We start from the raw sequence: 19435 nt of genomic DNA, 5'->3' as shown, positions 1-19435 counted from the left end.
TCGTTTCCCTCTCTTCAAGGAGAGGGATGCGATGCCAACCCAAAAACCACAAACTTTCATAGGGAGAGGTTAAGAAGTAGATGTAAAACAAAATTTTATTCTGTTTAACCGTAGCGATTTTTCTTTTTGAGACAGCCTCTTTTTTTATTATGTGTTTAAAATTTTCAAAGACGCATTCGATTTAAAATATTTATGTCTTACCGGTCTCGTCAAGAAGATAATCAACGTAAAAAAATAAAAAAATAATGGATTCACAGAAAGCCTAACAAGCGTACTTAAAGGGGATGCTATAAAAATAAGAGAAACTCCAAGACCAAAATCCATTTTTGTTGGACTGCTCGCTTGGGGTGCATAAGCAAATAAATCAAATAGGCCATACATGCACACAAATACCATAAAAAGCCAAGATAGCCAGTTACGATGAAAAATTAAAAGCACTATAAAAAGAAGTAGTGGAATATGTGAGTGATATACCCATCTTATGAGACTATTACGTTCAAATCCTTGTGTGATTTCTAGAACGGCAACAGCCATAAAAATTGTTATCCAATACCATTTTCCTATTTTGAGTAGCGTCTTCATTCCTAAAAGTAAAAATTTTATTTCTAAAATATTGCTATAGTCTTAATCATCAAAGGCCATTTTATACGCCAAATATGAACGCTCGTCACCTTGAATTTATTTCAGGGTCTTAATGGTATTATGGGCAAGCAGGAAAGATGCTGAAATAAATCCAGCAAGACGATGAAAAGAAAAAAATGCCAAAGAAAACCCTCGTAGATTCATCATCTACGAGGGTTTTCTATTGTAAAGCCTGATTAAAGAAAACTACCGATCAATCGAACCCATTACCTTTTGGCCGAAAGCATTTAGTGCATCTTTTTCAACCGCACCATCTTTAACCATTTGATGCACTTCAAGCGCACCGCAAATATTGGTAATCATTTCGCCTGCAACATCAACTTCATGCTCACTAACGCCTCTAAATTCGCAGAAAGCCTCTAAAACCTCTAAAGTTGTCTCCAATTGTGCTGGAGTTGTGTTTTGAAATAATTGTCTTATAACCGGAATCTTCATTACTTTATCTTGTTAAATAGTTCAATTAAACCTTCTGCTTTGTTGGTTTGCACTTGATCTACCAAATTACCGCCTTCAAAAGCTGCGAAGGTTGGTAAATTATCAACGTTTGCAAATTTGCGTGAGTTTGGAAGTTTCTCGGCATCAACAATTAAGAAAGCTACGTCTTCATTTTCTGAAGCCAATTTTTTAAACTTCGGTTTCATGATTCTGCAGTTACCGCACCAAGATGCAGCATACTGAACCATAACCTTAGAGTTATCGGCCAAATATTGTTGAAGATTATCTTCTGTCAATTCTAAAAACATAATGTTTTGTTTAATTAGTTAGCGGCTAAATATTCAGCAACGCCAGTTCTGTTTGCGTTCATTGCTTCTTTTCCTTCTTCCCAGTTTGCAGGACAAACTTCGCCATGTTTTTGCACGTGAGTATAAGCATCAATTAAACGTAAATATTCTTTAACATTTCTACCCAATGGCATATCGTTAACACTTTCGTGGAAAACTTTACCAGTTTCATCAATTAAGTATGTAGCTCTGAAAGAAACATTTGAACCAGAAAACGATTCATTTCCTTCTTCATCATAATTAACTTCTTGATCCAAAATATCTAAAATACCAGATAATTGTCTGTGTGTATCTGCTAAGATTGGATAAGTAACACCTTCAATACCACCGTTATCTTTTGGAGTATTTAACCATGCGAAGTGAACTTCGTTAGTATCACAAGATGCACCAATTACAATTGTATTTCTTTGTTCAAACTCTGGTAAAGCAGCTTGGAAAGCATGTAATTCTGTAGGGCAAACGAAAGTAAAATCTTTTGGATACCAGAATAATAAAACTTTACTGTTTTTATTTACAGCTTCTTCAAATACGTTGATTTTCAAATCATCACCCATGTCTGACATTGCATCTATACTAACACTCGGGAATTTTTTACCTACTATTGCCATAATTTTTTGTCTTTAATTTTGTGGCACAAAGGTACGGCGAAATCATTTCTCAATCAACCCAGTTTTATTAATAGTTAATTGTATTTATTGATAACGATATAGTTAAAAACTATAATTGTTTTGATATGTATAAAGTTTGACTATTTTAAGTATTTGGAAACAAATGGATGATGCTTTTGGATACTGAAGTCCCGCCATTCGTTGCAATCTTTTTGGCGTCCTATTATACTCAATTGTCGTCATTGCGAGGAGGAACGACGCGGCAATCTATTTTGTTTGCACAGCAAAAAGTATTTTCACTTCTGTCAGGTTTATTTAACTTAGGTTTAGGTTTCTTGGGATAAAACCACCCCCTTTAATTCCCCCGCCAGCGGGGGATACAGGATGCAAATAGCAACAAGTATAATAATGTTCCAAAATTATAAAGGTTCTTTGAATTTTATGGCGATCGCTATCCCTTTTTGGAGGGGGATAGAATTTAACTAAATAAAACCCCCCAATGCTTTGTTATACATCTCGGTTTTATTTCATTGCCATCGTGCTTCAGCCGACGAAAAAAATCCCTCTTAATTTTCATCAAGAGGGACTCTAAAATCCTATTTCTTCAACGTACTTTCATACAGTTTAAAAATCCTTTTGTATTCATCAGTCCAACTGCTCGGCTCAATAAATCCGTGGTCTTCAACAGGGAAAACAGCAAGCTCCCAATTATTTTTTCCGAGTTCTATAAAGCGTTGTGTTATGCGAACAATATCCTGAAAATGAACATTAACATCAACCATCCCGTGCGCCATCAATAAATTCCCTTTAAGCTTATCAGCAAAGTAAATAGGCGAACTTTGTTTGTAAGCAATTGGATCGTTAAAAGGTTCATTTAAAATATTCGAGGTATAACCATGATTATAATGAGCCCAATCGGTAACAGAGCGTAATGCGGCGCCACTCGTAAATACATCCGATTCGTTAAACATAGCCATTAAGGTAATAAAGCCACCATAAGAACCACCGTATAAACCAACATGCTTCGGATTAACGCCATACTTTTCAACCAAAAATTTAACACCATCGGCCTGATCGGTTAAGTCTTTTCCGCCCATGTGGCGATAAATTCCTGTACGGAAATCTCTACCATAGCCAGAACTTCCTGTATAATCGATATCTATAACCGTGTAACCATTATCTGCCAACAAATTATTAAACATAAACTCGCGGAAGTAAGTGCTCCAACCAAAGTGAACATTTTGCAAGTAACCTGCTCCATGAACAAAAACGACCGCTGGGTGATTTGGATGCGGATTATCAGATTTATAAACCCTCGCATAAACATCAGTTCCATAACGGTTTTTAAAAGTAACCATGTCGGGTTGGCGCCATTTGTAAGAATTAAATTCTGCCGATGTAGATTGTGTAATTTTTACCGCTTTTGCACCCGGTTTGTTTGCCTGTAAATACAATTCGGCAGGTTTATCCATAAAAGAATAATTTATGGTAACCCATTTTTCATCTGGAGAAAGCGTTATCTCATTCAAACCTTTCATGCTGGTTATTTGAACGGGCTCACCTCCATTAACTCCAATTTTAAAGAAGTTTGTAATACCCGGATGCTCTTTATTTGCTGTAAAATAAAATGTGCTTTTATCTTTAGAAAGCTTTAAAGTTTGTACTTCCCATTTGCCAGTGGTTAATTGCTTTTTATCTCCAGTTGCAATGTTCGCTATATAAAGATGAGAATATCCTGTGGCTTCGCTTTGATAGTAAATGCGATTATTATCTATCCAGCCTGTGCTGCCTTGAAAGAAGCCGCTAATGCCAGGGCCACCAATCCAAGCTTCATCATGCTGACGATCGATTAAGGAAAGTTTCCCGGTAGAAGCATCAAGTTTTAAAATCCAACGATCTTTATTGTCAATAGATGTGGCCACCAAAACTCCAGTAGTTCCGTTCTCATTCCAAACAGGACCAAAGAAATTTATAGGTCTATCTTCATTTTTCTTTTTAAGTGCTTCTAATTCCTTTGGATAATCTTTGTAAAAATCTGGCAAATCTTTTATCCCAGAGATGGTAGAAAACTGGATAGAATAAATAGAATCTTTCTGTGTATCGTAAATAAAACCTTCAGAAATATTTTCATTCTCACCAACTTTTGTACGACCAGGAATATCTTCGGTATAACCAGAAGAAGTTACATAATTTGGTACAATTGTACTGTGGTTGTTTAGTGCAGGAGTAGTGAGTTTATAAGTGATATAATGCCCATCAGGACTAATCGTTACCGCATTTAAAAATTTATCATCTGCATAAATTTCTTTAAGAGATTTGGTATCGCCAGTTGGAGCGCCGAAACGACCTCTTCCGCCTCCAGCACCTCTTGCACCACCTCGTCCTTCGGCATTTCTTTTCTTGATAATATCAAACAGTTCAGTTTGTTCGGCCCTTAACCATTTATCTTGATCCGTAACTGGTTTTGCATCTGTTCTGCCTGGCTTCTTTCCCTTTACAAAATTGGTAAGCTGTTTGGTTTCTGCCGATTTAAGATTTACTTCATAAAGATTATCGCCCAGTTGATAAACAATATCACCATTGGTTAAGAAAACAGGATTGCTTTCTCTTTCCATGGTATTGGTTATGCGGATTTCTTTATTAGTTTTAAAGTTTTGCAGGTAGATATCACCACTTTTTTCAACTAAGCCTAAAGAATTGTCTTTATTGTAACTGAAATTTGTGGCTAATAATTTCTCATCTTCCTTATCTATAGCTTTAACAGGCTTAGTAGAAGCAGTTGAAATTTTATATAATTCTTCTTTTGGCTTGTTTTCTGGATTCCAATTAAAGTAAACCGTTTTGCTATCAGCCGTCCAACGGTAATTTGTTGGTGCAATTCCCATCCATTTTGGGTCTCGCATAATTTTTTCTACAGTTAATGGAGCAATTTGTTGCGCAAAGGAGTATTCGACAGCAAAAACCGAAAGGAAAAGTAAATATTTCTTCATGAATTTTAGTTTGGATGCTGCAATTTAGAGAATGTAGGGGCTAAATTGGCAAGGAAATGGAAATGTTACAACTGGCGGTTTAACTAACCACAGGTGAAGAGGATTAACACTGATAATTACGTTAAAAAATTGCCACGGAAACGCGGAAGACACGGAAAAAAAGGTTAAACCCTATTCTGTGTAAATCTGTGTTTCCGTGGCAAAATATCCTCTTTAATCCGCGTTTATCTGTGGTTAAGACTAGCGAATTACTCGACCAGTTTTATCGACATTTATATCATCAAAAGGCTTCAAGTATTCATTTATGATAACTGAAAATTCTCTTCGAGTTAAGTTCTTTTTTAGATCGTATTTGGAAGGAAATTTATAGTTTTTGTTCCACTTTTTTTGCAACTCCGTTTTGGTAGCTTCTACTGATTTGTTGCCTACGTAAGAAACAAGAGAAACTGTGTTTTCTAAATTGATGGGAATATTTTGATGATCATCAAACCAGATTTGTGCTTTGTAATAGTAGTCTTTTAAAGGTTGCTTAATCTCCTTATAAGTAACCAATGCCTCTGGATTAAAATGAGCCTTGCCACTTTTGATTTCAGCTTTCAAAATGCCAGTAATACCAATTTTTTGAATGGCCAACCAGTTAGAATCTATAGGCTTAACATCATCAAAAGGCATTAAAGCCAATTTATAACTTAAAAGTTCACCTTGAATTCGTTTAAGGTTTGATAAGCTTGTTTTGGTTTCAAAAAATGCTGCATAAGCTGCGGTTGCACCGGCTGCCTGTCCAAGCTCAATATTTCCTGGAGGTATAAATAATAAATTTTCCTGATTTGGAATGAGCAAATTATATAAGGAAAGGTATCGAGGCTCTGAAGCCGAAATGCCCGCAAGCGTAGTTCTGTAAATGTTTTTATCATAGCTTAAAATTTCAGTTTCAGCAGAAGCTAGTGTTTTAATTTTTAATGCACTTAAAAGCTTCGCAGGATCATCAACTAAAACTAAAATTTTAGCTTTTAAACTTTGACCGTTGCCCAGTTTAAGTTCCCATCCATTCCCTGATCTGTTAATTTCTGCGTATTGTATGTTGTTAATTACATTTAAAAAAGTAGAGCTGTCTATTGTTTTTTTTGTGCCCTTCGTTTTAACTTTTGAATCTATTTCTCCTAATTGACCTAATTTTTTTTCCTCCCAAATGGACAAATTTTTATAAAGCTTTTGAATTTCTGTTGATTTTGTGGAATACGATTTTTGACTGGTAAATCCTTGATCTTGAGTTAAAACTATGGTTCTAACACCTGATTTATAAGATTGCATTCCAGCTGCAAGGGCGGCATCACCATTTCCAATAACCAGCACATCTGTTTTTAGGGTTTGGGCGTGAATAACAAGTGGAATTAAGAATGCGAAAACAAAAAACAATCTCTTCATTTGCGAAATTTAAATTTTAGTGCAATATGCTTTAAATGAATGAATTTTTAATGAAATGAGCTGATTTTAACTAAATTTAAACAGAAACATAGCGCATCTAACTGAGCACGTAAGACATTTATGATTTAAATAGCTCAACAGTCTAATGGTTTCTTACATTCCTTAAATGGTAAATAACGAGCATTGATAAACATGGAAGAGACAATAAAATCTGTTTTTGATTTACAACAGCAACACAAATTCGATTTACGTAAAACGGATGCAAAAACACGAATAGCAAAACTGAAAATACTTAAGCAAGCTCTAGAAAATTCTGAAGAAGAAATTTACGAAGCCCTGCAAATGGATTTGCGAAAAAGCAGATTTGAAACCGCTGTAACCGAACTGTTTTTTACTTATGCGGAAATAGATCATGCCGTTAAGAACTTAAGTAAATGGATGAAACCAAAATCGGTTAGAAGAACAATCAGCAATCTTTTTGCGAGCAATAAAATATACTATGAACCTAAAGGTGTCTGTTTGATTATTGCTCCATGGAATTATCCATTACAATTGATTATGAGCCCGCTGATCTCTGCAATTTCTGCTGGTAATTGTGCGATTTTAAAACCATCAGAATTGAGCAGTTCAACCGCCAATGTTATCAATAAAATTATTTCTGAAAATTTTGAGAAAAAAGAAATTGCTTGTTTTGAAGGTGATGCTGAAGTTTCAACCGCACTGTTAAAACTCCCTTTCGATCATATCTTTTTTACAGGAAGCACTGCAATTGGAAAAGTTGTAATGGAGGCCGCTTCCAAAAACCTAACTTCTGTAACTTTAGAATTAGGTGGTAAATCTCCTGTAATTGTAGATGAAACCGCCGACTTAAAAACATCAGCAGAAAAAATTGCTTGGGGCAAGTTGGTTAATGCCGGTCAAACTTGTATTGCGCCAGATTATGTTTTAATTGAAGAGAAACTTCAAAATAAATTTATTGAATATTATAAAGGAGCGGTACAAAAAATGTTTTTCAATGGAGCCGAAATCAATAAAGAAGTGTATGGAAAAATTATTAACGAAAAGCAATTTCAAAGGTTAAGCTCGCTTTTAAAAGATGCAATTAAAGATGGCGCAAAATTAGAATTTGGAGGAGAAACTATCGAAAAGGATTTAAGTATGTTGCCAACAGTTTTAACTTCTTTAAATGTAGAAAGTGCCATAATGCAAGAAGAAATTTTCGGGCCAATTCTGCCAATAATCACTTACAGAAATTTACAAGAAGCAATTGATTTTATCAATGCAAAAAGTAAACCTCTGGCGCTGTATATTTTCTCGAATAATTCTAAAAATCAAGATAAAATTATCAACGAAACCAGTTCTGGTGGAGCTTGTATTAATAATGTTTTAGTACACATTAGTAATCCTAATCTGCCTTTCGGTGGTGTAAACAATAGCGGGATGGGAAGTTGTCACGGCATTTTTGGATTCAAAGCATTCTCTCATGAAAGGGCTGTGGTTTTTCAATCGAAACTCGGTATGACGAAAATGATTTATCCGCCTTACAGCGAAAAGATGGGTTTATTAAAGTGGCTGAAAAAACTGATGTAGAGCAGGATTTAAAGATTTTATAATTCACAGGATTAAGGTTGCCACGGAAACACAGATTTACACGGAATATGGTTTCTATGTATAAATTTTTCTGTAGCGCAATAGATTTAAAAATCTGTGTGCATGTGGTTAATAATATATTTTCCGTGATTTCTGTGTTTCCGTGGCAAAGTATATGGCAAAAATGCCTAATTTGCTTTCATGGATTTAGAACAACTTAAATACCCAATTGGCCAATTTATGATGCCCGAAGTTTTCGATGAAAAGCAAGCAAAAGTCTGGATATCTGAAATTGAAAGTTTGCCCGAACAAATCAAAAACGCAACCGAAAACCTAAGCAAAGAGGAATTAAATCAAACTTATCGGCCAAAAGGTTGGACTTTAAGGCAGGTTATTCACCATATTCCAGATAGCCACATGAATGCGTATATCCGTTTCAAGCAGGCCATAACAGAAGAAATTCCAATCATCAGACCCTATTGCGAAGAACGCTGGGCAGAAACCGAAGAGGCAAAAAATGGTGATATTCAAATGTCTGTTGCGCTTTTAACAAGCTTACATCAGCGTTTGGTTGCATTCCTCAAGACACTAAAAATCGAAGATTTCCAACGTAAATATATCCATCCCGCACTAGGAAAAGAGCTTACTCTTGCAAATATGTTAGGCATGTATGCTTGGCATGGGAAACATCATTTGGCGCATATTACAAATACCATTTCGAAAACTTAGCCTTATATCTTCTTAAATTCCTTATATGGTAAAATTGAAATGAGGAACTTACATCAGCACCAACATCGTTGCGCTCATCGCAATCATAATCGCATCCTCAACAATGGTAACGGTGCTCATTGGTAAATTAAAAACAGCGCCAAGACAAGCACATTGAATTTTTTTCTTATTTAAAACACTTTCCAAAACCCCGAGAATACTCACCGTCATCACAATTAAAGTAATCCAATTTACAATGGCCGGCGATAAATTAAGCGCAAAACTTAGTCCTAATCCAAGTTCAATTAGTGCATAAATATAACCCCAGGCGCTAAATTTTTTGGCAACAATATCGTACATCGCATAACTTTCCGCAAAGCCTTTCAAATTTAAAAGCTTAAAAAATGAAAAGGTTAAGAAAAAGCCAGCCATAAATATTCGCATAAATATCATAAAATCTAGTGCATTTCCTTGCCATGAAGAGATTAGAGCAATTGCAGTAACATAGCCGAAAATTAATAGAATTGGTTTATAGGTTTCTACCCAAGATTTAGATTGCTCTATAACTTCGCTGTGCAATGTCGCCGAAATTTGATATTTACTCTCTTTGCCACCGAGTGCTTGTTGCAGTTTATCTAAGCCAATATGTTGATCCATACTAATCGTAGCGGAATTAGTATCTTTCGAAACCTCAACTGAAGTTACCTCAGGCAGAACCAATAAATTGCTTTTAACTTTATTTTCGCAACCACCGCAAGTCATGCCAGTGAGTTGATAAGTGTGTGTCATAATCAAAATTTATACAAATTTACTCCATCCTCAACGGAAAAACGTTACAGAATAATCAGAAAGTGTTATAGAATTTTGAGCACTACACCATAACGCAAGAACCTTGTTTATGAGAAGACCAGAAATTTTGCATCCAACTTTGTGTTCTTTGTGCCTAAGTGGTAAAAGGTTATGGAAATGAATGTTCAGTATTCCATCGGGAACAGTAGTCCCGCTTTCCTTACTGCCGAAGAAAAATCGGCATTCATCCAATCGGGTTTATGAACAAAAGAAATTCGTTCTGTCCCAATTAACCTGCTGTGTACCCAACTTTGTGCGCTCTAGTGTAAACCAGCCATTGAAATTGTGGGCTATATTTTTGATTCAACAATAATCACACGCAATTTAGCCCAGTCGTATAACCCACCATTTTAATCATGGCATAAACCTGTTATCAACCCAGCTTTGTGTCCTTCGCTTTAAACTCTGCGTACTTTGCGGTTAAATCTTACCCAACTAAAACTGAAGTCATGGTTAACGAACCGCCAACCGCTTTATCGTTAAAAAATGAAATTTCTTCCTTATCATTTGTAAGGCCCAACGTGTAAATTAAAGGCAAATAATGTTCTGGAGTAGGGATGGCCAACATTGCATCTGTACCTAAATTACGGTAATTTATCAATGGTTTATGATCGCCATTGGAAATTAGATTTTTGAATTTATCATTCATTTCATTCGCCCAATCGTAACCGCCACCATTAATCATTTCCCAGCTGATCATCCGCAGGTTATGAACCATATTGCCACTGCCAAGAACAAGAACCCCTTTCTTGCGTAAAGCGTAAATTTCTTTAGCAATTTCATAATGCTGTTCTGGCGATTTGGTGTAATCAATACTGAGCTGTAAAACCGGAATATTTGCATCAGGATACATATGTTTTACAACAGTCCAAGTTCCGTGATCTAATCCCCAATCGTGGTCTAGCCCTACGTGGGTAGAATGTACTAGACTAGGTATTTCGCTTGCCAATTTAGCATCGCCAGGCGCAGGATATTGTACATCAAAAAGTGCTTGAGGAAATCCTCCAAAATCGTGTATTGTGCTGGGGAAATCCATCGCAGTAACAAAAGTTCCGTGAGTGTACCAATGTGCGGAAACAACCAAAACAGCTTTAGGAACGGGAATGTTTTTTGCCAAATCGGCCCAACTCTGACTAAACTCATTGTTTTCAATCCCGTTCATTGGCGAACCATGACCAATAAAAAGAGTAGGCATTAGCTCTGTTTGGGCTAAGCCTTGAGTAAAGTTTCTGAATTGGGATAAAGTAGACATGATATTGGATTTTATTAAAAACCGTCATTTCGACCGAAGTGGAGAAATCTTTTAAATTAGGTTCAAAGATTTCTCGGTTTCACTACGCTTCACTCGAAATGACGGCTAATATTTTTATTTTGCTTGAACAAATTCCAAGTTTAATTTTATCATAACATCTTTTGCAACACCAGCACCAGTTGGATCGTATTTAATGTTATAATCTAAACGATTAATTGTTGTTGTTGCGCCAAAACCAGCTTTAGTATTTCCTTGTTGATCTTTGGCGGTTCCGCCATAAACAACCACGAATTTTACCTCTTTAGTTACATCACGAATAGTTAATTTACCATTTAGCTCGTAATTGTTTCCGCTTAATTTTTTGAAAGAAATACTCTCAAATTTCATTGTTGGGTAAGTTGCTACATTGAAAAAATCATCTGTTTTAAGGTGACCATCTCTCATATCAACCCCTGTTGTAATGCTATTTACATCCACAGTAAAAGTAATTTTAGCATCGGTTAAATCTGGTTTTGTTGCGGTAATTGTACCATCAAATTTTTTGAATGAACCATCCACAAACGAAATCCCCATGTGTTTAATAGAGAAATTAACAAAGGAGTGCATTGGATCTATTTTCCAACTTGTTTGTGCAAATGATGCCACGCTGATTGAAGTAGCGATAAGGAATAGGAATAATTTTTTCATGTCTTGCGAGTTTTTCTTTAAACAAAAGTACGCTGACAATCAAAATTAGGTCTTGATGTATGTTAAGAAAGTAGAATTAGGCTAAAGCCAATTATTTTCTACTGTTAACCGTTGACTAAAGTCAACGGCAATGAATAGGATGGTGTCAAAATGGTCATTATTATTTTATGTTGTTCGCTTTTGCTGTTCGTTGTCGTCGGTTTCTTAAGTTAATGGCAATGATAGGATTGCGCTAAGCCGACATTGATATTTAGTCGATTGGTATTTCCAACTCGCTATTCCTTGCCGTAACTTTTAACTGACGGAACTCGAAAAATCAAATCTCATCCAAAGTTTTTCGCTTATCGGAAGTTTCAGTTTTAAATCCTGATGGCGTTAAACCGGTAACTTTTTTAAACTGAGAAGAAAGGTGTGCAACACTGCTATAATTTAGTTGGAAAGCAATTTCGCTTAAAGTAAGTTCGCCGTAAGTAAGCATTTCTTTGGCCTTTTCTATTTTTTGTGCGATAAAATACTTTTCTATGGTTTGATTTTCAATCTCAGAAAAAACTGCGCTTAAACTCGAATATTCTAAATTTAACCGCTCACTCAAGTACAAAGAAAGATTAATTTTTAGTGGTTCTTTTGTATAATGAACCAAATCTATTATAGTAGTTTTTACCTGTTCGGCTATCTGCGTTTTCTTATCCTCCAGCAATTCAAAACCAAAAATATTTAGCTTTTCTGCAATTTTCAATTTATCGACTGCAGAAATGTTTTCCGCTATTGAAACTTCGCCTAATTCAACAGAAATAGGGTTAAAGCCGAGTTTTTCCAACTCAGCTTTAACCACCATTTTACAACGATTGCAAACCATATTTTTGATATGGAGTTTCATTATTTAGCTTTTATCGTTTCGGCAACATCGCCACATTCAAACATCATGCTTCCATAATAAGGATTTTCGATATTTTCTTTTTCATTTAACCAACTCGCTTTTGCCATTGGGCAATGTTGAACGTAAACTGTGCTGGTGTTAAACTTGATGGTTCTTAACGTTTTAATCATCGGATAAGAAATTCCTTCGAACGCTTTTCTTTGAACTTTAATGTCTTTCGCATTTGCCAATTCAGTTGCTTTAGCCTTGATAATAGAAGCCTGTTCCATCCAAAATTTGTGCTGATCTGCAGATAAATCTTTGTGTGGAACGGCATCAATTTTAACTAACAATGCTTTAGCCTTTTCTGAAGCAAGCTCTTTCTTATCAGTTGCTAATGCATTTTTTAAATCGAAATAAGCTGTCAAAACTTGGTTGAAAGCGCCATCAGTTTTACTTTGTGCAAAGCTGAATTTTGTTGTTGCAATCGAGATGATTGCTATAAATAAAAATATCTTTTTCATTACTATTATTTTAAAACGTTAAAAAAATTAAATTCTGCCCTAACCAGATACATATTTTTAGTGTATCGATTTTCAATATTACCTGTCGCTTGGAAGCGATATCCCAGATCGATCCGTGTTTTGCTATTCAAAATTACCTGTACTGCCGGCGCCAAATCTAAGTAAGACTGACCCGAACTGGGGTCGGTTTTGCCAAGTATTTCGAAGTACAAATTAAAATTTGGCTGTTTGTAATCTTTGTAAACAAAAGGTAAAACCAAATATCCCGAAGATAAGCTATACGATAGCATATTATTAGGGCGAGGCATTCCAACGATTTGCCGATCTTGATTTTCAAAAGCGTGGGCATAACCAAGTGTTGCCGAAAGGGCGAGTTTATGCAAAAGTTGCGTAAAAATTAAACCGCCTTGTAAGCCACTATTATCACCTTCAAGGTTAATATCTCTTGTGTAGGTTGGTCTTTTGCTTGTACTTACTCTCCCAAATGCCGAAGCCCTAAAATGGCTGTGTGCTTCATCAAGCGATAAGAATCGGTACTTTGCATATAAACTCCCACCTTCTAATCGATATTTTCCATCCATATCCGATAAAAAAGCCTGCGCATGCATCATCAAGTTTTTATTAAAGCCGATCATTACTTCAGGGATGGTTCTGCTCATAAAATCGGGATTATTCATTCCCTCATTTGTAATTCTTACACCAATTGATTTTGTGGGCATATTGCTTGCCGGTTCAGTAAAAACATAGAGTTCCTGACTATGAGCATTTATTTTGGCGCAGAAAATTATCAGCGCCAAAAAGAATAGTTTCTTCATCACTAAGAAATACTTAAGTGATAAATGCGTGTTTTCTTGCCGTTAACCAAGCCACTTCCGCTTGCATACGCATCAGAATTTGCTGTTGTTGCTTGTTTCTTAAAGGCCGAACCCGATATGAAATTCTTATCAACTACGCTTACTTTTACCGGTCCGTTTAAGGTTTTATTTTTTGCATTAACAAAGCGATAAACGTTTCCATCAACAATCGCCTGGCCTTTATCATCAACCTTTACCTGATTAAAATTGAAGTTGGCCGTTAATCCACCAACAGAAAAGCCTGCATCTTGAACTTTTTTACGAACCAGATCCAAGCTGATGTCTGCATCCTTTTTAAAGGTTAAAACGAAGATGTTTTTATTTAAATCTGGCTTTACAGAGCTAATAAAATCTAAAGTTTCTAAAGATTTTTGTGTCGCATTTGAACACATAGAGCAGGTTAATCCGGTTACCTGTAAATCTGCAGAAGTGATTTTTTGTGCCGATACATTAACGGCAAGGAAGAGCATAATAATGCTGAATAATTTTATAGTTTTCATGATTTTTTTGAATTAGAATAAACCTTACGCTATCGAACGCTGAATTTAATTCAGAGCCTTTACAGCAGAATAGTTGATGAATTAACCCCGATAATTATCAGGGCAGCAAAACAGATTTATTTAATCCTAATTCCTAAAAATACAATTGAAAATATGAAGGGGAATTTTGGCCGATAATGGTGGCGCTTTATTGGCAATCTTGCTTATAAAAGCTGGCGTGATGTTAGAAAGAAATTCTAAAACTGGAGGATGCAGGAAAAGCTGGATAGAAAACAACTTCGGCATCTGAATTTGCGCCTCAATTTGGTGACTATCTATTACTTTAACGGTTACCTGCGTGTTTTTGCAACAGCCATCATCTTTTTTCTTTTCAGCAGGAATGTCCTTGCAGAATTTACAGGAAACCTCGTTACTAAATAGCTGTACATTTTCTAGCTTGCCACCACAAAAATGTAAACTTAAAGCCAAACCCATAACACTAACCGCATAAAATACGGCCAAAGAAAGTGCTATTTTTTGTTTTAACTTCATCACTACAAAGGTAAAGCAAAAAAAATCTAATTACAGTGGTAAATATTTATTCAATTTCATTTTTTAACTTAAATTAGCCTCAAACACCAATCCGATGAAGAAACTATTCTTAATAATTTGCACATTTTCGATATTATCGGCATTTGCTGCGAAGCCAAAAAATCAATATATCCGCATCAAAACTGAGTTTGGAGAGTGTATAGTTAAGCTTTATAACCAAACTCCACTTCATCGGGATAACTTTTTAAAATTGACAAAGGAAGGTTTTTATAATGGAACTTTATTTCACAGAGTGATTAAAGATTTCATGATTCAAGGCGGCGATCCAGATTCTAGAAACGCCAAACCTGACTCCCTTTTAGGAGAAGGCGGATTAAAATATACTATTCCCGCAGAATTTAGAGATAGTTTATTTCACAAAAAGGGTGTGTTGGCGGCGGCAAGAGATAATAATCCTGAGAAAGCATCGAGCAGTTGCCAATTTTATTTGGTGCAGGGAAAGGTTTTTACAGATGAACAATTAAATAGTGTTGAAGAAAAACGGCTGAAATTTAAAATTCCCGAATGGCAAAGACAGGTTTACAGGACCATCGGTGGTGCTCCACATTTAGATCGGAATTATACGGTTTATGGCGAAATTGTTCAGGGATTAGATTTGGTTGATAAGATTGCTGCTCTTCCAACGGATAAAAATAACCGCCCAAAACAGGATGTAAAAATGGACATTACTATTTTGAAAAAAAGAGAGGCGAAGAGGTTGGAGAAAAAGTTGGCGGGCGACCCATTGGGGGATAAAAAAACTATGTAATTAACGGCTCTTGTCTATTATCCCAAAAATATAAAAGGCGTATTTGGTTGTCTTGAATCTCGTAAAACACAGAAGTTTGACTTGTAATTCTCCCTTTTCTAAATCGATTAGAGGAAAAAGCTTCAAAAATCTCTGGTTGGAATATTATAATAGCCACAACCTTATTGGTTTGCTTGATAAACTTTTTAGCTGATTTCTCTCCAAATTGATTAAAAATGAACTAAAAAATTGCGGCGAATGTTTCCTTTGCTTCATCACTCCAGAAAATCGGCAAGCTCATAAATAATTGCTATATAATTTCATTACTTCATCATGTGGTGTCAGTTTTCCCTCTTCTGCCTGTTTCATGCCCCTCTTAATGCCCTCTTGAACATGCTTTGGTAAATCTTCTAACACAACTTTTTCCTTGTTGCTTAAAAGCATATCTACTTCGGAGAGAAGATTCTCATCATCAATTTCGAAAACTTTTTTAGCGATTTCAATTTTTAATTCATCAATGCTCATAAACAAATTTAACGAAAGCAAATCTCAATAGCCAAGCATTTACTCAATTAATTTCTAAATTTACCGTACAACATAATGAAATTTTTGAATGAAAATCATCTCTTACAACGTTAACGGAATTCGGGCAGCAAGTACCAAAAACTTTTTCGGTTGGTTGCAGGCTACCAATGCCGATATGATTTGCCTGCAAGAAGTTAAGGCCTTGCCTATCCAAATTCCTGAAATTATCGCTTTAGTTGAGCAGTTGGGTTATCATCATTATTGGTTTCCAGCAGAAAAGAAAGGATATAGTGGTGTTGCAATTCTTACTAAAATAAAACCAAACCATGTAGAATATGGTTGCGGTGAAGAATGGATTGATCGGGAAGGAAGAATTTTACGAGTCGATTTTGATGATTTTTCGTTAATGAGCCTTTATATGCCTTCTGGATCTAGTGGTGATGAACGACAGGTTAAAAAATACGAATTCATGTCTTTTTTTGATACCTACATTGGAGCTTTAAGAAAGCAGTTCCCCAGCTTAATTGTGAGTGGCGATTACAACATTTGCCATACTTCCATTGATATTCACAATCCAAAATCCAATGCAAATTCATCAGGTTTTTTGCCTCAAGAAAGAGAATGGATGCAATTGTTTTTAGATAATGGATTTATTGATACTTTCAGGCATTTTAATAAGGATCCGCATCATTACACTTGGTGGAGTTACCGAGCAGGCTCAAGAGGTAAAAATTTGGGTTGGCGAATCGATTATCATTTGGCAACCAAACCAATGGAAAGCCGCTTAAAAAATGTGCGGATTTTGCCCGATGCGATTCACTCTGATCATTGCCCGGTATTGTTAGAGATGGAATAAAATTAAATGGAAAATGTAAGATGGAAGACGGATGAGGATGCAGGCGGTCTTGATAATTGATTCTCACTACTTAATACTAAAAAATGCTAATCACAAATATTAAAGGCCTCGTAGGCTTGCATCCTAAAGAAAAACTGGTTCTTCGCGGAAGTGAAATGAGCAATTTACCTGTTTTGGAAAACGCATGGCTTTTAATAGAAAATGATTTAATTAAGGATTTCGGCGAAATGGATTCAATTCCACCTTCCATTTCATGTCTTCCATCCACCGACGCAGTTGATAAATACGTTTTTCCTTCTTGGTGCGACAGCCATTCTCATATTGTTTTTGCAGCATCTCGGGAAGAAGAGTTTGTAATGAAAATTCAAGGGAAAAGCTATGAAGAAATAGCTTCAGCAGGCGGCGGAATTTTAAATTCAGCAACTAAATTAAGAGAAGCTACTGAAGATGATTTGTTTGAAAGTGCTTTAGTAAGATTAAATCGAATGATTTTAAATGGAACTGGAGCTTTAGAGATTAAAAGCGGTTACGGTTTATCGGTTGAGAGTGAGATTAAAATGTTAAAGGTAATTCGCAGATTAAAAGAGAACTTTCCAATCCCAATCAAAGCAACATTTTTAGCGGCGCACACTTATCCAATAGAATATAAGGGCAATCATCAGGGATATATTGATTTAATTATTGATGAAATGTTGCCTCAAATTGCAAAAGAAAATCTAGCCGATTACATAGATGTTTTTTGTGAGAAAGGCTTTTTCTCTGTGGAAGAAACCGACCAGATTTTAAAGGCTGGCGCTCATTATGGTTTAAAGCCAAAAGTTCACGCAAACCAGCTTTCCATTTCAGGAGCAGTAGAAATAGCCGTTAAAAATAACGCGGTTTCTGTCGATCATTTGGAAGAAACGAATGCCGAAACCATTCAATCTTTATTAAACAGCAACACAATTGTAACGTTATTGCCTTCTTGCTCGTTTTATTTAGGGATTCCATTTGGCAATGCAAAGGGCTTTATGGAAGCTAACTTGCCAGTTGCGCTGGCTTCCGATTACAATCCAGGCTCAACGCCATCTGGAAATATGAATTTTGTAGTTTCTTTAGGGTGCATAAAACTTAAAATGCTGCCTGAACAGGCTATTAATGCAGCTACGCTTAATGGTGCAGCAGCCTTGGAACTTAGTGGCGATTTTGGGAGCATTGCAATCGGGAAAAAGGCGAACTTATTTATCACCAAACCGATGCCTTCAATTGCTTATTTGCCATATAGTTTCGGTGAAACCCAAATAGAAACAGTTATTTTAAACGGCGAAATTTATAATGGATAAACTAAAAATATATTCGCAAAGCGAGATTAACAACTTGATTATTTATCGTGATGGCGAAACCAAGCTTGGGGAAAAGGTAGAAATATATCGTCATAGCGAGGGAGATTCTTCATCGACTGTGGCAATCTCATTCGAGAGTTTAATGAAAAGCAAAGCCAAGTTCGTGCTTTTAGGCATCCCAGAGGATATTGGAATTCGGGCAAATGCTGGTATTGCAGGCGCCTCTACAATATGGCGGCCGGCATTAATGGCTTTCCTTAATATCCAAAGTAATCGCTTCTTACATGGAGAAGAAATTTTGGTTCTGGGGCATTTTGAAATAGAAGAACCTGAAGATTCATCGATTGGTGGTCTGAGAAATAAAGTAGTTGATATTGATGATTTGGTTTTCCCTGTAATTGAAAAAATCGTGTCTGCAGGCAAAATCCCGATCGTTATCGGTGGCGGACATAACAATGCTTTCCCAATCATAAAAGGCACTTCGCTGGCGAAAAAGCAAGCCATTGATGTTTTGAATATCGATGCTCATGCCGATTTACGCAAGCAAGAGGGAAGACATAGTGGAAACGGGTTCACTTATGCTCTAGCTGAAAATTATTTGAATAATTATTTCATGTACGGTTTACATCAAAACTATAATAATGAGGAGATCTTGAATCAAAATGAAACCAATCCAAAGCTTAAAGCGGTGTTTTTTGATGAAATTTTAAAGTGTGCTAATGACAAAGATTTCTTTTTTGGAATTGGTTCAACGGCAGGTTTAGAAATTGATTTAGATTGCATTCAGAATGTGCTTTCGAGCGCAGAAACACCATCTGGTTTTGCTGTTAATGATATTCGAAAATTGATTTTAACGAGTAAAAGGGAATTCTCTTACTTACACATTAGTGAGGGCGCAACGAGGCTGCTTGATGGTAGAGTGAGTAAATTGACTTCGAAACTGATTGCATATTTGGTAAGTGATTTTATTAAGGCACAAGTTTAATGTTTTGACTGTACTTCTGAGCGTTAATTTATTTGGTATAATAAATATATAAGAGTGGCATTTAGGCCGGTCGTCATTGCGAGTTCCGATTTTTCATCGGGACGTGGCAAACTCATTTGTTTAAATAATCTCACGAATGAGATTGCTTCAATCGATGAAAAA

21 protein-coding genes are annotated in these 19435 nt (G+C 36.0%); 6 read left to right on the top strand and 15 right to left on the bottom strand.

What is annotated here, in order from left to right; all coding sequences use genetic code 11:
- Window positions 1-147: 147 nt before the first annotated feature.
- The 6 genes from H7U22_RS06850 to H7U22_RS06825 form a co-directional block, all read right to left on the bottom strand.
- Window positions 148-582, bottom strand: coding sequence for a hypothetical protein (locus tag H7U22_RS06850; protein WP_187070609.1), 435 nt, complete (start codon window positions 580-582; stop codon window positions 148-150).
- Window positions 583-828: 246 nt separating this feature from the next.
- Window positions 829-1077, bottom strand: a complete 249-nt coding sequence (locus H7U22_RS06845; RefSeq protein WP_187070608.1) for a DUF6952 family protein — start codon at window positions 1075-1077, stop codon at window positions 829-831.
- Entirely contained in the window at window positions 1077-1385 is a 309-nt protein-coding gene (locus tag H7U22_RS06840) for a thioredoxin family protein (protein ID WP_109925589.1), read from the bottom strand. The genes H7U22_RS06845 and H7U22_RS06840 overlap by 1 nt, the downstream gene beginning before the upstream one ends.
- 14 nt (window positions 1386-1399) lie before the next feature.
- On the bottom strand, window positions 1400-2032 hold the full coding sequence (locus H7U22_RS06835; RefSeq protein WP_131563058.1) for a peroxiredoxin: 633 nt from the start codon (window positions 2030-2032) through the stop codon (window positions 1400-1402).
- 596 nt (window positions 2033-2628) lie between these two features.
- Complete coding sequence (locus H7U22_RS06830; protein ID WP_187070607.1) at window positions 2629-5022, bottom strand: S9 family peptidase; 2394 nt, start codon at window positions 5020-5022, stop codon at window positions 2629-2631.
- Window positions 5023-5262: 240 nt separating this feature from the next.
- Entirely contained in the window at window positions 5263-6447 is a 1185-nt protein-coding gene (locus H7U22_RS06825; RefSeq protein ID WP_187070606.1) for a hypothetical protein, read from the bottom strand.
- 192 nt (window positions 6448-6639) lie between these two features.
- Between H7U22_RS06825 and H7U22_RS06820 the strand changes: the two genes are divergently transcribed.
- Window positions 6640-8037: an aldehyde dehydrogenase family protein gene (locus tag H7U22_RS06820; protein WP_187070605.1), complete on the top strand. Its 1398-nt coding sequence runs from the start codon at window positions 6640-6642 to the stop codon at window positions 8035-8037.
- Between the two features lie 201 nt (window positions 8038-8238).
- Window positions 8239-8766 carry a YfiT family bacillithiol transferase gene (locus tag H7U22_RS06815; RefSeq protein ID WP_187070604.1) on the top strand — a complete coding sequence of 176 codons (528 nt, stop codon included), beginning with the start codon at window positions 8239-8241 and terminating at the stop codon, window positions 8764-8766.
- A gap of 48 nt (window positions 8767-8814) precedes the next feature.
- Here H7U22_RS06815 and H7U22_RS06810 read toward each other — a convergent pair whose 3' ends face one another.
- The 8 genes from H7U22_RS06810 to H7U22_RS06775 form a co-directional block, all read right to left on the bottom strand.
- Complete coding sequence (locus tag H7U22_RS06810; RefSeq protein ID WP_187070603.1) at window positions 8815-9534, bottom strand: heavy-metal-associated domain-containing protein; 720 nt, start codon at window positions 9532-9534, stop codon at window positions 8815-8817.
- A 487-nt stretch (window positions 9535-10021) separates the two neighbouring features.
- Window positions 10022-10846, bottom strand: a complete 825-nt coding sequence (ygiD, locus tag H7U22_RS06805) for a 4,5-DOPA-extradiol-dioxygenase (protein WP_187070602.1) — start codon at window positions 10844-10846, stop codon at window positions 10022-10024.
- Between the two features lie 114 nt (window positions 10847-10960).
- Window positions 10961-11533 carry a YceI family protein gene (locus H7U22_RS06800; RefSeq protein WP_187070601.1) on the bottom strand — a complete coding sequence of 191 codons (573 nt, stop codon included), beginning with the start codon at window positions 11531-11533 and terminating at the stop codon, window positions 10961-10963.
- A gap of 316 nt (window positions 11534-11849) precedes the next feature.
- Complete coding sequence (locus H7U22_RS06795; protein ID WP_187070600.1) at window positions 11850-12410, bottom strand: helix-turn-helix domain-containing protein; 561 nt, start codon at window positions 12408-12410, stop codon at window positions 11850-11852.
- Complete coding sequence (locus tag H7U22_RS06790) at window positions 12410-12913, bottom strand: DUF3347 domain-containing protein (RefSeq protein ID WP_187070599.1); 504 nt, start codon at window positions 12911-12913, stop codon at window positions 12410-12412. The genes H7U22_RS06795 and H7U22_RS06790 overlap by 1 nt, the downstream gene beginning before the upstream one ends.
- A 5-nt stretch (window positions 12914-12918) precedes the next feature.
- Window positions 12919-13728, bottom strand: coding sequence for a transporter family protein (locus H7U22_RS06785; protein WP_187070598.1), 810 nt, complete (start codon window positions 13726-13728; stop codon window positions 12919-12921).
- Window positions 13729-13730: 2 nt separating this feature from the next.
- A complete protein-coding gene (locus H7U22_RS06780; RefSeq protein WP_187070597.1) occupies window positions 13731-14267 on the bottom strand; it encodes a heavy-metal-associated domain-containing protein in 537 nt (178 codons plus the stop codon).
- 126 nt (window positions 14268-14393) lie between these two features.
- The gene (locus tag H7U22_RS06775; protein WP_187070596.1) at window positions 14394-14798 is read right to left on the bottom strand and encodes an HYC_CC_PP family protein; all 405 of its coding nucleotides are present in this window, start codon (window positions 14796-14798) and stop codon (window positions 14394-14396) included.
- 94 nt (window positions 14799-14892) lie between these two features.
- Between H7U22_RS06775 and H7U22_RS06770 the strand changes: the two genes are divergently transcribed.
- Complete coding sequence (locus H7U22_RS06770) at window positions 14893-15606, top strand: peptidylprolyl isomerase (RefSeq protein ID WP_187070595.1); 714 nt, start codon at window positions 14893-14895, stop codon at window positions 15604-15606.
- A 276-nt stretch (window positions 15607-15882) separates the two neighbouring features.
- Here the strand turns inward: H7U22_RS06770 and H7U22_RS06765 are convergent, their stop codons facing one another.
- Complete coding sequence (locus H7U22_RS06765) at window positions 15883-16110, bottom strand: hypothetical protein (protein ID WP_187070594.1); 228 nt, start codon at window positions 16108-16110, stop codon at window positions 15883-15885.
- A gap of 88 nt (window positions 16111-16198) precedes the next feature.
- Between H7U22_RS06765 and H7U22_RS06760 the strand changes: the two genes are divergently transcribed.
- The 3 genes from H7U22_RS06760 to H7U22_RS06750 all read left to right on the top strand — a co-directional run bounded on the left by H7U22_RS06760 (window position 16199) and on the right by H7U22_RS06750 (window position 19273).
- Window positions 16199-16966: an exodeoxyribonuclease III gene (locus tag H7U22_RS06760; protein ID WP_187070593.1), complete on the top strand. Its 768-nt coding sequence runs from the start codon at window positions 16199-16201 to the stop codon at window positions 16964-16966.
- Window positions 16967-17049: 83 nt separating this feature from the next.
- Window positions 17050-18288 (top strand): imidazolonepropionase, encoded by a 1239-nt coding sequence (gene hutI, locus H7U22_RS06755; protein ID WP_187070592.1) that lies wholly within the window; start codon window positions 17050-17052, stop codon window positions 18286-18288.
- Window positions 18281-19273 carry a formimidoylglutamase gene (locus H7U22_RS06750; protein ID WP_187070591.1) on the top strand — a complete coding sequence of 331 codons (993 nt, stop codon included), beginning with the start codon at window positions 18281-18283 and terminating at the stop codon, window positions 19271-19273. Before hutI ends, H7U22_RS06750 begins: the two co-directional genes overlap by 8 nt.
- Window positions 19274-19435 lie beyond the last annotated feature (162 nt).

Origin of the sequence: Pedobacter fastidiosus (assembly GCF_014306625.1) — a bacterium.
GTDB lineage: Bacteria > Bacteroidota > Bacteroidia > Sphingobacteriales > Sphingobacteriaceae > Pedobacter > Pedobacter fastidiosus.
This window is presented reverse-complemented; position numbering and strand designations above follow the sequence as displayed.